We start from the raw sequence: 13948 nt of genomic DNA, 5'->3' as shown, positions 1-13948 counted from the left end.
CGACGTAACTTGTTACGAAAGGACGTGCGGAAGCCGGCCGGGCGGCTGCGCCGTGGAACCGCGCACCACCAGCTCCGGCTGGAAGACGAACTCCGTGCGCTGCACCGGATTCCCCTCGATCTCCTCCAGGAGCGCGCCGACGGCCGCCGTCGCCATGGCCTGCACGGGCTGGCGCACGGTGGAGAGCGGGGGGCTGGTGAAGGCGATGAGCGGCGAGTCGTCGAAGCCGACGACGGAGACGTCTCCGGGCACGTCGAGGCCACGGGCGCGCACGGCGCGGATCACGCCGAGCGCCATCAGGTCGGAGCCGCAGACGATGCCCGTGCAGCCCTCGCGGAGCAGGATGTCGGCGGCCGCGTGCCCGCCCTCGACGCCGAAGAGCGTGGGCCTGATGAACCGTTCGGCCTCGGCCCGGTCGACGCCGAGGAGTTCGTACAGCTCGGCGGTGAAGCCCTCGGCCTTGCGGCGCGAGGGCACGTACCGGGTGGGGCCGATGGCGAGGCCGATCCGCTCGTGGCCCAGCTCGACCAGGTGCCGGACGGCCATCCTGGCCGCGGCCCGGTCGTCCGGGGAGACGAAGTTGGCGTCGATGTGCTCGTTGTAGCCGTTGATGAGGACGTACGGGACGCCGCGCTCGGTCAGCCGGGCGTAGCGCGCCGGGTCGGCGGTGGCGTCCGCGTGCAGCCCGGAGAGGAAGACGATGCCGGCCACCCCGCGCTCCACGAGCTGGTCGACGAGCTCGTCCTCGGTGGCGCCGCCGGGCATCTGGGTGCAGAGGACCGGGGTGTAGCCGTGCCCGGCGAGGACCTGCTCGACGACCTGCGCGAAGGCCGGGAAGATCGGGTTGGTCAGCTCGGGCACGACGAGCCCGACGAGGCCCGCGCTGCGGCGTTTGAGCCGTACGGGACGCTCGTAGCCGAGCACGTCGAGCGCCGCGAGGACCTTGTGCCGGGTCGCGCCGGCCACCCCCGCCTTGCCGTTGAGGACACGGCTGACGGTGGCCTCGCTGACCCCGGACTGGGCGGCGATGTCCGCGAGCCGCGGGGCGCCGTTCCCGGCGCCCCGCGGCAGGGGGATCGTCACGCCGCCCACCAGACGGTGGTGTCGGCGGGCAGCTCCACCGTCCCCTCCACGGCGGAGCCGCCCACCTCCCCGCTGGAGAGGAGATACCGGCCGGGCAGCGGGACGGTGATGGCCCGGCCGGTGGTGTTGGCGGTGCAGACGAATCCGTCGCGGCGGAAGGAGAGCACACCCTCGGGTGCCTCCAGCCACTCGACGGAATCGCCCGCACCGAGTTCGGGGCGCTCGCGCCGGACGGCGAGCGCGCTGCGGTACAGCTCCAGGGTGGAGCCGGGGTCGCCGGTCTGCGCCTCGACGCTCAGGGCGCTCCAGGTCGCGGGCTGCGGCAGCCAGGAGCCGCCGTCGCCGAAGCCGTACGAGGAGCCCTCGACGGTCCACGGGATCGGCACCCGGCAGCCGTCGCGGAAGCCGTCCTGGCCGCTGGCCCGCCAGAACGACGGGTCCTGCCGGACCTCGTCGGGCAGGTCGGTGACGTCCGGCAGGCCGAGCTCCTCGCCCTGGTAGACGTAGGCGGAGCCGGGCAGGGCCAGCATGAGCAGGGTCGCGGCGCGGGCGCGGCGCAGGCCGAGCTCGCGGTCGCCGGCCTCGCGGAGCTGGGTGCCGAGGCCCGCCGGGTTGGCGAAGCGGGTGGCGTGCCGGGTGACGTCGTGGTTGGACAGCACCCAGGTGGTGGGGGCGCCGACCGGGCGCATCGCGTCGAGCGAGGCGTCGATGACCGTGCGGAGCTCGGCGGCGTCCCAGTGGGTGCCCAGGTACTGGAAGTTGAAGGCCTGGTGCATCTCGTCGGGGCGCACGTAGTTCGCGGTGCGGTCGACGGTCGGGGTCCAGGCCTCGGCGACGAGGATGCGCTCTCCGTCGTACTCGGCGAGGATCTGCCGCCAGGAGCGGTAGATCTGGTGGACGCCGTCCTGGTCGAAGAAGGGCATGACGTCGTTGCCGAGCAGCTTCAGCTGGTCGTGGGCGCCGATGTCGGGCAGTCCGGCGGCCTTGACCAGGCCGTGGGCGACGTCGACGCGGAAGCCGTCGACGCCCATGTCGAGCCAGAAGCGCAGGATGGAGCGGAACTCGTCGCGGACGGCGGGGTGTTCCCAGTTGAAGTCGGGCTGCTCCGGGGCGAAGAGGTGGAGGTACCAGTCGCCGGGGGTGCCGTCCGGGTTCTCCGTACGGGTCCAGGCGGGGCCGCCGAAGATGGACTCCCAGTCGTTGGGCGGGAGTTCGCCGTCCTTGCCCTTGCCGGGGCGGAAGTGGTAGCGCTCACGGAGCACCGAGCCGGGGCCCTCGCGCAGGGCGCGCTGGAACCACTCGTGCTGGTCGGAGGAGTGGTTGGGGACCAGGTCGACGATGATGCGCAGGCCCAGTTCGTGGGCCTCGCGGATCAGCGCGTCGGCGTCGAGGAGCGAGCCGAACATGGGGTCGATGGCCCGGTAGTCGGCGACGTCGTAACCGGCGTCGGCCTGCGGCGAGGCGTAGAACGGGGAGAGCCAGACGGCGTCGACGCCGAGCTCCTTGAGGTACGGCAGCCGGCTGCGGACGCCCTCCAGGTCGCCCATGCCGTCGCCGTTTCCGTCGGCGAAGCTGCGCGGGTAGACCTGGTAGATCACGGCGTCTCTCCACCAGCCCGTGTGCGTGCCGGTGGTGGGGACGTCGGCCGGGGTGGCGAGATGCTGGGTCATGTCTTCCCTGGAAGGTAAGGAGGGGCGTACAGGTGGGGCGTTCAACCGTCAGCCCTTGACGGCGCCGGCGGACATGCCGGTGACCAGGTGCCGCTGGGCGAAGAGGAACACCAGGGCGGCGGGGAGGGCGATGAGCACGGAGGCCGCGGACATCGGGCCCCACTGGGCGCCGTACTGGTTGACGAACTTCTGCAGTCCGCCGGCGAGCGTGAGGTTCTCGTCGCCGACCATGAAGGCGGAGGCGTAGGCGACCTCGCCCCAGGCGGTGATGAAGGAGTAGAAGGCGGTGACCGCGATGCCCGGCTTGGCGAGCGGCAGGATGAGCCGCCAGAAGGTGCCGAACGGGGTGAGGCCGTCGACGTAGCCGGACTCGTCGATCTCGCGCGGGATGGTGTCGAAGAAGCCCTTCATCATCCACGCGCAGAACGGGACGGCGATGGTCAGGTACGTGATGACCAGGCCGACCGGCTGGTTGAGCAGGCCCATCGTCGCCATGATGTTGTAGATCGGCACGATCAGGACGGCGACCGGGAACATCTGGGTGATGAGCAGCGTCCACATCAGGCCGCGCTTGCCGGGGAACCGGAAGCGGCTGACGGCGTAGCCCGTGGTGGCGGAGACGAAGACGCCGAGGACGGTGGTGAGGCCGGCGACGAGCAGCGAGTTGCCGAACCAGGTGAGGAACGGGGTGTCGTTCAGCAGGTTCGTGTAGTTCTCGAACGTCGTCTCTTTGAAGAAGTCCGTGGTGGTCGCGAACTTCGCCGGCTTCAGCGAGGTCAGCAGGACCCACAGCACCGGGAAGACGGCGATCACGGAGGCGACGATCAGCGTGACGTGCAGGCCCACCGAGGCGAGCGGGGAGCGGCGTCCCCGGATCGGGGCGTTCAGGGGCTGGGGGGTGGGGGTCGTGGTGGTCACCAGACTTCTCCCTGCTTGCGGAGGACGCGCTGGTAGAACGCGGCGAAGACCATCAGGAGGACCAGGATGAGCACGCCCCACGTGGACGACTGGGCGAAGTCGCGCGGGCTGACCTCGAAGGAGAACTTGTAGGCCTGGGTGACGAGGATCTGGGTGGCCTCGCCGGGCCCGCCCCGGGTGAGCAGGAAGATCACCGGGAACATGTTGAAGGTCCAGATGGTGCTCAGCAGGATCACGGTGGTGCTGACGGACCGGAGCCCCGGCATGGTGATGTGCCGGAAGCGCTGCCAGGCGCTCGCGCCGTCCATCTCGGCGGCCTCGTACAGCTCGCCGGGGATGGACTGGAGTCCGCCGAGGAGGGCGACCATCATGAACGGGACGCCGAGCCAGACGTTGGTCGCGATGACCGAGAGCTTGGCCCAGGTCGGGTCGTTGAGCCACGGGACGGCGTCGATGCCGCCGCCCGCGAGGACCTTGTTGAGCAGGCCGTTGTCCTGGTTGTAGAGGAAGCGCCAGGCGAAGACGGAGACGAAGCCGGGCACGGCCCAGGGCAGGATCAGCATCAGCCGGTAGGCGGAGCGGCCGGCGATCCTGCGGTTCAGGATGTTGGCGAGGCCGAGGCCGAGGGCGAAGGTCAGCGCCACGCAGGACACGGTCCAGACGATCGTCCAGCCGAGCGTCCCGAGGAACTGGCTTCCGGTGATCGCGTCGGTGTAGTTGTCCAGACCGACGAACTCGTAGCTGGCCGGGATCTGGTTGACACCGATCGACCGCGCGACGTTCCGCTCGTTGGCGTCGGTCAGCGACAGGTAGATGCCGCGGACCAGCGGGTAGCCGATGATCACGGCGATCACGATCGTCACCGGGGCGACCATCGCCCAGGCGTACCAGTGGGTGGAGAGGGAGCGCTTCGGCACGCCCCGGTGACTGCCAGTTCCGCGGCTCCGGCCGCGGGCGACGTCGTCGCCCGCGGCCTTCGCCACCGACTGGCCGGTGGTGTCCACAGCCATCAGCCGGCCTGCCTTCCTGTTACTTCCAGTCCTTCAGGAGCTTGCGGTAGCCGTCGCCCACCGTCTTGGCTCCCGTCTCCGGGGTGGTCTGGCCGGTCAGGACCTTGGTGTACTCGGTGACGAGCGGCGCGAAGAGGCTGCCGGTCTCCGGGATCCAGGGGCGCTCGACGGCCTTGTCGACGACCGGCTTGAAGAACGAGATCATCTCGTTGGTCGCGACGTCCGGCTTGATGTAGACCGACTCGCGGGTGGGGAGGAGGCTGAGCTCCTTCGAGACCTTCGCCTGGGTCTCGGCCGAGGTCATGTACTCGGCGAAGGCGTAGGAGGCGTCGAGGTTCTTGGAGCCCGCGTAGACGGCGAGGTTGTGGCCGCCCTGCGGGGCGCCCTGGCCGCCCGAGCCGGCCGGGACCGGGGCGATGCCCAGGTTGGCCTTGTCGGCGAACTCCTTGCCGGCGTAGGTGTCGGAGACGGCCCAGGGGCCGTTGATCATCATGGCGACCTTGCCTTCCTTGAAGGCGGTCTGCATGTTGTTCCAGCCGTCGGTCGCGTCCGTCTTGGCCGCGCCGGAGTCCACCAGGTCCTTGACGACCTTGAAGGCCTTCACGCCGGCCGGGTTGTCGACGGTGATCTTCTTGTTCTCGGCGTCGACCAGGTCGCCGCCCTCGCCGTACAGGAAGGAGAGGAACCAGTAGGCGTCGTCGCCGCGCAGGTACAGGCCGGTCTTGCCGGTCTTCTGCTTGATCTTGGCGGAGACGGCCTTGAGCTCGTCGATGGTCTTGGGGACCGTGACACCGGCTTCCTTGAAGATCTTCTTGTTGTAGAAGATGCCCATGGAGTCGATGACCTGCGGGACGGCGTAGGTCTTGCCCTTGTACTTGGTGGAGGCCGCGGCCTGCTTGAGGAAGTCGTCCTGGTTCTTGAGGGCGGGGGTGCCGTCCAGCGGGGCGAGGTAGCCGAGGTCGGCGAACTCGGGGGTCCAGGCGACCTCGGAGCGGATGACGTCGGGCGCGCCGGAGCCGGACTGCGCGGCGTTCTTGAACTTGTTCTGCGCCTCGCCGAAGGGCACGTTCACGTACTTGACGGTGACCTTGGGGTGCGCCTTGGTGAAGTCCTCGGCGACCTTCTTGAAGACCTTGTCCTCGGAGCCGACCGTGGAGGTGTCCCACCAGGTCACGGTGCCGGAGAGCTCGCCCGAGCTCTTCGAGCCGCCGTTGGAACCGCTGTCGCTGCCGCCGCACGCCGCCAGGGTCACGCCCAGGGCCGCGACCAGCGCGGTAGCCGCTATGCCACGCCGCATGTGAACTCCTTCGATGATCCCGGGGGTGACGAGGGGCTGGAACCTTCCTCATGCGACCGCTCCCTCGCGGCGCTCCGGGTTGCCAGGAACGTAACAGGGATGAAAACGCGCCGAAAGACCTTGCGAGAACTTTCTGCAAGGTCCGGCGATCGTTACATCCGCGTGTCCCGAAGGTTGCCGAAGGATCGCTTGACAGGGGAGATCGAGCCCTTTTCCCGCCCGAATGCCCCGGCAAAGCGCCGGCAAGGACTGCAAGACCTTGCAGCGGGACGGTGTCGGAGGAGACCTGGCGGTAGCGGTGGGCAATACGCGCCGTGACCGGTACAGTCCATCCTCATGACCGCGCGGCTCTCCGACATCGCAGCCCAGGCGGGGGTCAGTGAGGCCACAGTCAGCCGCGTGCTCAACGGCAAGGCGGGAGTGGCCACCGCCACCCGCGAGTCCGTCCTTGCCGCGCTCGACGTGCTCGGCTACGAGCGGCCCGTGCGTCTGCGCCGGCGCAGCGCGGGACTCGTCGGTCTCATCACCCCCGAGCTGGACAACCCGATCTTCCCCGCCCTCGCCCAGGTCATCGGGCAGGCCCTGACCCGTCAGGGGTACACCCCGGTCCTCGCCACCCAGACCCCCGGCGGGTCCACCGAGGACGAGCTCACCGACATGCTGGTGGAGCGCGGCGTCGCCGGCATCATCTTCGTCTCCGGCCTGCACGCCGACACCACGGCCGACATGACGCGCTACGACCAGCTGCGCGGCAAGGGCGTCCCGTACGTCCTCCTCAACGGCTTCTCCCCCAAGGTCCAGGCGCCCTTCGTCTCCCCCGACGACCGGGCGGCGATGCGGCTGGCCGTGACGCACCTGGCCGCCCTCGGCCACACGCGGATCGGTCTCGCCGTCGGGCCGAAGCGGTTCGTGCCGGTGCTGCGCAAGATAGAGGGCTTCCAGCAGGGCATGGCGGAGCGGTTCGGCCTCTCCCCCGAGGAGTCCGAGGAGCTGATCCAGCACTCCCTCTACACCCTGGAGGGCGGGCAGGCCGCGGCCGGGGCGCTGATCTCCCGCGGCTGCACGGCGATCGTCTGCGCGAGCGACATGATGGCGCTCGGCGCGATCCGGGCGGCCCGGCAGCAGGGCCTGGACGTCCCCCGGGACGTCTCGGTCGTCGGCTTCGACGACTCTCCGCTCATAGCGTTCACCGACCCGCCGCTCACCACGATCCGGCAGCCGGTGCAGGCGATGGGGCAGGCCGCGGTCCGCGCGCTCCTGGAGGAGGTGGGGGGCACTCCGGCCCCGCACTCCGAGTTCGTCTTCATGCCTGAGCTCGTGGTTCGCGGTTCGACCGCGTCGGCTCCGGCGGCCGCGCGCACTCCTTCCTGAGGTGGAGCGGGTGCACCCGGAACCCGACCGAGGGATGATCGGTCGGGGGGCGGGATCTGGCAGACTCTCTCGCTATGGGTGAAACGACCGTGAAGAGCTTGGACAGCCGGACGACCCCGTCGTCACCCATCGTGGCCGACGAGGGAAGGTTCGCGCGGCTGCGCGCCCGCTCGCCCCGCCGCCCCACCATCTGGTTCGAGATCCTGCTCATCGCGGTGAGCTACTGGACGTACTCGCTCATCCGCAACGCGGTGCCGGAGCAGAAGGCCGAGGCGCTCCGGAACGCCGACTGGATCTGGAAGACCGAGGAGTCCCTCGGGCTCGCCTTCGAGCACGCCGTCAACCATGCCGTGAACTCGGTGACATGGCTGATCGTCTCGATGAACTACTACTACGCCACGCTGCACTTCGTCGTGACCATCGGTGTGCTGGTGTGGCTGTACCGATGGCATCCGGGCCGTTACGGAGCGTTCCGCACGGTCCTGTTCGCGACCACCGGTGTGGCCCTGGTCGGCTACTACCTGTACCCGCTCGCGCCGCCCCGGCTCATGAACGGGCAGAACTTCGTCGACACGGTGCTCGTCCACCACACCTGGGGCTCGATGGCCTCGGGCAACCTCAAGCACGTGTCGAACCAGTACGCGGCGATGCCGTCGATGCACATCGGCTGGTCGCTCTGGTGCGGACTGACCATCTTCCTGCTCGCCCGGGCGCCCTGGGCGAGGATCCTCGGCCTGCTCTACCCGACGGCGACCCTCGTCGTCATCGTCGCCACCGCCAACCACTTCTGGATGGACGCGGTCGGCGGCATGCTCTGCCTGTCCTTCGGCTTCACCGTGTCCTACTTCTGGTACGGCTCGCGCCCCCACCGCCTGCCGAAGCTGGTGGAGCCAGCGGCGTCGACCCCGCAGGACATCGGACAGGGTGCCACGCAGGGCGGTCCGCCTCTAGAGCGGACGGGCGCTGGGAAGGCGGGCCCGGAGAGCTCGCGAGATGCCCAGGAACAGGAACGGATCAGCTCCGGTAGTTGATCGACCCAACATAAAACACCGCATTCCATGCACAGCCCCCTCAAACCTGCCGGGCAGTGAGATCAGGCCCGCAAAACATCCTTGCTGTCGAAGATCACAGAGTGTTAGATTTCCCCTGCATCGGAACTCTACACAAGGAGTAGGAATGAGAAGAATTTCGTCGATAGTCGGTGGGCTTGTGCTTGCAGCAGGCAGCCTGTTTGTCGCGGCTCCGCCCGCGAGCGCCGCGAGTTACGGTTGTACAGGCACCCAGATCGATTCGTACGCCCTAAAGACCAGCAGTGGGGTGACGAACGGAACCGTCTACCTGTACTACGACTCGTCGACGGGAAAGAACTGCGCGGCTGCCGTGGCGACCTCGGCGGGAGGGTACGGTACGCCCACCCTGAAGATGGTGTGGCTGGTCAAGTGTAGGGCCGGAGTTACTCAGGGTCAGACGTGTGAGTCCGGGGACGCTTATGTGCAGGACCCGCCCAGCTCCTCGACGAAGTACACCTACTACGCAGGGCCGGTGTCGGTGAGCGCCGCCGGGCGGTGCATCGCCTGGGGTGGGAGCATTTCGTCCCCGAGCGGGGACAATGCCCATCACCACAGCTACGCCAGCCACTGCGGCTGAGCCTCTAGCGCAGTTCCCTTCTATTCCCAATGCCAGGATCCGTTGCGATCGTCCCTACGCGAGGCCGGCCGCAACGGAATCCGGAACCTGATTCCCGCTGTCCCCGAAAGGGACGCCTCAGGCACCCTGCCGCGAAGAGGTATTTCGCAAAGCCGACCAGGAAATCATCGCCAGCATTCCGGTTCAGGTGGGTCGTGTCACCATGCCACAACCCACAGAAACTCCGACAGCAAATGTTCGGATACGACGGCAAGAAAATTATATGGCGACCCTTAGACTTTCGCCCCCGCCAGGTAGGTGATCCTTCCCCCGGCGACCGTCAGCCGGACCGGGGCCTCGGCGGTCTCGTCCGCCGGGGCCTCCACCGGGTCCAGGGCGAAGGCGGTGAGGTCGGCCCGGTGGCCCGGGGCGATCCGGCCCGCGACCGTCTCCTCCCCCGCCGCGAGCGCCGCGTGCGTGGTCATCCCCTCCAGGGCCATCAGACCCGTGAGCCCGCGCCGGGCGGAAGCCGCGCCGCGCGGGGCGCGGGCGGTGGCGAGGACCTGGCGGGCGTCGTAGTGGGCGATGGGCCAGTCCGAGCCGAGCGCGAGGTGGGCTCCGGCGTCCCTCAGGTCGCGGCAGCGCCAGGCGCGGGCGGCCCGCTCCTCGCCGAGCCGCTTCGACCACTCGTCGGTGTGGTCGGCGCGGGTGTACGCGGTGTGCGGGGGCTGCATCGAGGCGACGACGCCGAGTGCGGCGAAGCGGCCGAGCTGGTCGTCGGGGACGGTCTCGATGTGCTCGATCCGGTGGCGGGGTCCGCCCGTGCCGAGGCCTTCCACGGTGTCGAGGACGTGCCGGACGGCGGCGTCGCCGATGGCGTGGGTGGCGGTGCCGACACCGGCCCGGTGGAGGTGGCGCACGGCGGCGGAGTAGGCGGCCGGGTCGGGCCAGAAGGCGTCGGTGCCCTGGCCGTGGCAGTCGGCGTGCTCCAGCCAGGCGGTGCCGCCCTCGACGGTGCCGTCCATGAAGAACTTCACGCCGCCGATCGCCCACAGTCGTCCGGCCCGCTCCTGGAGCCGTACGAATCCGTCGAGCTCCTCGGGGCCGGCGCCGGGCATGCACCAGGGGGCGAGGCGGAGGCGGACCGGCAGGTCGCCGCCCTCCTCGATGCCGGCGAGGAGTCCGGGGACGTCGTGTCCGCCCAGGTCCATGACGTGGGCGGCGGTGAGGCCGGTGGCGGCCATGGCGCCGAGCAGCTCGACGAGCCGGTCGCGGCGCTCGGCGTACGGCTGGGTGGGGAGGACCGGGGTCATCAGGTCCATGGCGGCGTGCTCGACGAGGTGTCCGGTGGGGTGGCCGTCGGCGTCGCAGACGATCTCGGAGTGCTGGGCGAAGGCGCGGGGGCCTTCGATGCCGGCCGCCTTGAGGGCGGCCGTGCTGACGAGGACGGAGTGTCCGTCGTAGAGGCGCAGGTGGGCGGGGGCGCCGTCGAGGGCGTCCTCGACGAGGTCGCGGTGGACGGGGCGGCCGCCGAAGACGTTGTGGTCGAGGCCGAAGCCGAGGACCCAGCCGTCACGGCGCTCGGCGCGGCGGAGGGCGGCGCGCAGTCCTTCGAGGTCGGTGACGGCCGAGAGGTCGGTGCCGGTGAACATCTCCAGGCCCCAGACGGGGTGGCTGTGGGCGTCGGTGAGGCCGGGGGTGAGGGTGGCGCCGGCGAGGTCGACCGTCTCGGTGCCGGGTCCGGCCCAGGTGCGGGCCTCGGCGTCGGTGCCGAGGGCGGTGATCAGTCCGTCGTGGACGGCGACAGCGGTGTGCCGGGAGAGATCTGGGGTGCGGACGCGGGCGTTGACGAGGAGGAGGTCGGGTGCGGGCACTGGGGGTCGGCTCCTTCGGTGGGCGGCTCTGCGGCGAAGCGGGCGTAGACCTCGGGGCGGCTGCGGCGCAGCCGGTGCGCGAGGAGGAGCCCGATGACGAGGACGGCGGGGACGACGGCGACGAGGACGGTGTTGACGGTGGTGGAGGCACCGGTGAACAGGGCGACCTTGGAGGCGACGAGCCAGAGGGCGACGGCCAACAGCACGGCGGCGGTGGCCGGGGCGACGAGGGTGCGCAGGGCGCCCTCCTGGTGCGGGACGCGCCGGAAGTAGCGGACGACGGCGAGGGCGGCGAGCAGCATCAGCGCCATGAGGCCGAGCATGCCGGGGGTGTTCACCCAGAGCAGCAGCTGGGTGTACGGGTCGGCGCCGGCGACGGCGAAGCCGAGCACGATGACGGCGCCGAGCACGGTCTGGGCGACGCCGGCGAGGTACGGGGAGCGGTGGCGCGGGTGGACGCGGCCGAGCGCGGCGGGCAGCACGCCTTCCTCGGCGAGCGCGAGGCCGTAGCGGTTGATCGCGTTGTGGAAGGCGAGGAGCGAGGCGAGGATGCTGGTCACGATGAAGAGGTGCATCAGGTCGGCGGCCCAGCCGCCGACGTAGGTGGTGATGGCGGCGAAGAAGAGTCCGCCGGTGTCGCCCGCGGCGGCCTCGACGACCTTGTCGTCGCCGAAGGCCTGGATGACGGTCCAGACGACGAAGGCGTAGAAGAGCCCGAGGAAGCCGACCGCGATGTAGGTGGCGCGGGGGATGGTGCGGGCCGGGTCGCGGGCCTCGCGGCGGTAGATGACGGTCGACTCGAAGCCGGTGAAGGCGGAGAAGGCGAAGGCGAGCACGGCGGCGGTGCCGGGGACGAAGACGTTACCGGGGGCGAAGGATGCGAGGGAGATCCCGTGGGCGCCACCCTTGAGGAGCACGCCGGCGGCTAGAAGCACGAGGATGCCGGTCTCGGCGACGAGCAGCACGCCGAGGACCTTGGCGCCGAAGTCGATGGAGCGGTAGCCGCCGTACCAGATGAGCAGCAGTCCGGCGAGGGCGATGGGCAGCCAGGGCAGGTCGACGCCCCACAGGGCGTGGGCGGTGTCGGCGGTGGCGGAGCCGAGGAGTCCGTAGACGCCGATCTCCATGCCGTTGTAGCCGACCATGGCGACGAGGGCGGCGGCGATGCCGAGGGGTGTGCCGAGGCCCTGGGCGATGTACGCGTAGAAGGCGCCGGCGCTGCGGACGTGGCGGCTCATCGCGGTGAAGCCGACGGCGAAGACGGCGAGGGTGAGGCCGGCCAGGAGGTATCCGGCCGGGGCGCCGATGCCGCCGAGGACGAGGGCGATGGGGGCGACGCCGGCCATGACGGTGAGCGGGGCGGCGGCGGACACGACGAAGAAGGAGATGTCCGCGGTGGTGAGCGTGCCGGTGCGGAGCCCGGGCGGCTCGTCGGACGTGCTGGACGACATGGGGTGGGGAGGCCCTTCTGCGGCGGGAGCAGGAAACCTAAAGCCTTTCGGTTGGCGCAATGTAGCCTCATGCCCAACGATTCGGGAAGACCTGAACTGGGGGAAGACCTTCATGGGCCGGCCGCGCACACCCCTCCTCGACCGGGAGCGCATCACCACCACCGCGCTCGAACTCGTCGACGAACAGGGCGAGTTCAGCGTCCCTCAGATCGCCCGCCGGCTCGGGGCGCAGACGGCGTCGGTGTACCACCATGTGGACGGCCGGGACGGCATCGTGGAGCTGCTGCGCGAGCGGGTCTGCGACGCCATCGACGACGCCGCCTTCGAGGTGACGCCCTGGGACGCGGCCATGGCCGCCTGGGCCCGCTCGTACCGCGCCGCCTTCGCCGCCCATCCGCGCACGATCCCGCTGCTCACCGCCTCACCGGTGCGCGCGCCCAAGGTGCTCCAGCAGTACGAGAAGGCCGTCACCCGCCTCCTGGAGGCGGGCTTCCCGACGGCGGCCGTGATGCCGGTGATCATCGGCCTGGAGAACCTGGTGCTCGGCTCGGCCCTCGACATGGCGGCGCCCGAGATGATGTGGGAGCTGGCCGACGAAACGGCCACCCCCCAGCTGGCCCGCGCCCTCGGCGCGGTCTCCGAGGGCCGCGCCGACCGGGCCTTCGACATGGCCCTCACCGGCTATCTGACCCACGTCCGGACGCTGCTCGACACGGATCAGCTGTAGGACTGGAGCTCGATCAACCGCCCCTCGGGGTCACGGAGGTGGGCGGTGCGCAGGCCGGGACCCCATTCCGGGCGGTCGGCGGCGCCGAGCACGGGATCGCCGCCGGACCCCAGGCAGAGGGCGAGGGCCTCGTCGACGTCGTCCACCCGCAGCACGAGCATCGCGGTGTCCTGGGCCGGCCCCGGACGGGCCGGCAGGTCCCCGGTGCCGAGGACGGAGGCCATCGCGGCGCGGTCGAACAGCACCAGGACGCCCCGGCCGTCCACCTCCCAGTTGGCGTACGGCCCGTCCGGCCCGCCCTTGTCGAGGTCCGCGCCGGTCAGCAGGGGCAGGACGGCCGCGTAGAAGCGGAAGCAGTCGGCGAAGCGGGTGACGAGCAGTCGGGGGTACGGGACGTGCACGGCGGGCTCCTCGAAAAATAGTAGGTCCACACCCACTATAGGAGCGGACCTTAGACTTTGGTCATGCCTTCCGCGCGATCCACCCCGCCCGCCCTGCTCGGCCTCAGCACCTATCTGCTCTCCCGGATCGGCAAGACCGCCCGGGGCAGACTGGCCGACCGGCTGGCCGGACGCGGCCTGCGCCTCTGGGACATGGCGGTCCTCGCCGCCCTCTCCGACTTCGGCCCGCACGCCCAGCGCGACCTCGTCGTCCGCCTCGGCGTCGACCCCAGCGACATCGCCAAGGTCGTGGACCAGCTGACCACCGGCGGGTACGTCGAGCGGGCGCGCGACCCCGAGGACCGCAGGCGGGTCTCCGTCACCCTCGCCCCGGCCGGCCGGGACCTCCTCGCGGAGCTCGACGCCGAGGCCCGCTCCGTCCAGGACGAACTGCTCGCACCACTGGCCCCGGAGGAACGGGCCCTGCTCCAGGGCCTGTTGCTCCGGGTGCACCAGGGGCTCGACTGATCGCCGGAGTGCC

The 13948-nt window shown here is 70.4% G+C and carries 12 protein-coding genes; 4 read left to right on the top strand and 8 right to left on the bottom strand.

From position 1 onward, the window contains the following. Positions 1-12 precede the first annotated feature (12 nt). Genes BLW86_RS26950 through BLW86_RS26930 form a run of 5 tightly spaced genes read right to left on the bottom strand, consistent with a single transcriptional unit; the run spans position 13 to position 5978 of the window. Positions 13-1092 (bottom strand): LacI family DNA-binding transcriptional regulator, encoded by a 1080-nt coding sequence (locus BLW86_RS26950; protein WP_093876432.1) that lies wholly within the window; start codon positions 1090-1092, stop codon positions 13-15. Then, entirely contained in the window at positions 1080-2753 is a 1674-nt protein-coding gene (locus BLW86_RS26945; protein WP_093876431.1) for a glycoside hydrolase family 13 protein, read from the bottom strand. The genes BLW86_RS26950 and BLW86_RS26945 overlap by 13 nt, the downstream gene beginning before the upstream one ends. Positions 2754-2801: 48 nt before the next feature. Then, positions 2802-3674 carry a sugar ABC transporter permease gene (locus BLW86_RS26940; protein ID WP_371129678.1) on the bottom strand — a complete coding sequence of 291 codons (873 nt, stop codon included), beginning with the start codon at positions 3672-3674 and terminating at the stop codon, positions 2802-2804. Further along, on the bottom strand, positions 3668-4681 hold the full coding sequence (locus BLW86_RS26935; protein ID WP_093876429.1) for a carbohydrate ABC transporter permease: 1014 nt from the start codon (positions 4679-4681) through the stop codon (positions 3668-3670). Before BLW86_RS26935 ends, BLW86_RS26940 begins: the two co-directional genes overlap by 7 nt. A gap of 19 nt (positions 4682-4700) precedes the next feature. Then, positions 4701-5978 carry an extracellular solute-binding protein gene (locus tag BLW86_RS26930; RefSeq protein WP_093876428.1) on the bottom strand — a complete coding sequence of 426 codons (1278 nt, stop codon included), beginning with the start codon at positions 5976-5978 and terminating at the stop codon, positions 4701-4703. Between the two features lie 336 nt (positions 5979-6314). On the opposite strand from BLW86_RS26930, the gene BLW86_RS26925 reads away from it, so the two are divergent. Both BLW86_RS26925 and BLW86_RS26920 read left to right on the top strand, forming a co-directional pair. After that, positions 6315-7349 (top strand): LacI family DNA-binding transcriptional regulator, encoded by a 1035-nt coding sequence (locus tag BLW86_RS26925; protein WP_093876427.1) that lies wholly within the window; start codon positions 6315-6317, stop codon positions 7347-7349. 74 nt (positions 7350-7423) lie between these two features. Then, complete coding sequence (locus tag BLW86_RS26920) at positions 7424-8380, top strand: phosphatase PAP2 family protein (RefSeq protein WP_256341445.1); 957 nt, start codon at positions 7424-7426, stop codon at positions 8378-8380. Between the two features lie 888 nt (positions 8381-9268). Here the strand turns inward: BLW86_RS26920 and BLW86_RS26910 are convergent. Then, positions 9269-10849, bottom strand: a complete 1581-nt coding sequence (locus tag BLW86_RS26910; protein ID WP_093876425.1) for an amidohydrolase — start codon at positions 10847-10849, stop codon at positions 9269-9271. Continuing rightward, positions 10759-12300 carry an APC family permease gene (locus tag BLW86_RS26905; RefSeq protein WP_093876424.1) on the bottom strand — a complete coding sequence of 514 codons (1542 nt, stop codon included), beginning with the start codon at positions 12298-12300 and terminating at the stop codon, positions 10759-10761. Before BLW86_RS26905 ends, BLW86_RS26910 begins: the two co-directional genes overlap by 91 nt. A gap of 112 nt (positions 12301-12412) precedes the next feature. Here BLW86_RS26905 and BLW86_RS26900 point away from each other — a divergent pair, with 112 nt between their 5' ends. Beyond that, positions 12413-13027: a TetR/AcrR family transcriptional regulator gene (locus tag BLW86_RS26900; protein ID WP_093876423.1), complete on the top strand. Its 615-nt coding sequence runs from the start codon at positions 12413-12415 to the stop codon at positions 13025-13027. On the opposite strand, the gene BLW86_RS26895 is transcribed toward BLW86_RS26900, so the two are convergent. Next, the gene (locus BLW86_RS26895; RefSeq protein ID WP_093876422.1) at positions 13018-13428 is read right to left on the bottom strand and encodes a VOC family protein; all 411 of its coding nucleotides are present in this window, start codon (positions 13426-13428) and stop codon (positions 13018-13020) included. The two genes, BLW86_RS26900 and BLW86_RS26895, sit on opposite strands and share 10 nt — an antisense overlap. Before the next feature lie 63 nt (positions 13429-13491). Here BLW86_RS26895 and BLW86_RS26890 point away from each other — a divergent pair, with 63 nt between their 5' ends. Then, positions 13492-13935, top strand: a complete 444-nt coding sequence (locus BLW86_RS26890; protein WP_093876421.1) for a MarR family winged helix-turn-helix transcriptional regulator — start codon at positions 13492-13494, stop codon at positions 13933-13935. Positions 13936-13948: the final 13 nt, after the last annotated feature.

Source organism: Streptomyces sp. TLI_105, from assembly GCF_900105415.1.
Classification (GTDB): Bacteria; Actinomycetota; Actinomycetes; order Streptomycetales; family Streptomycetaceae; genus Streptomyces.
This window is presented reverse-complemented; position numbering and strand designations above follow the sequence as displayed.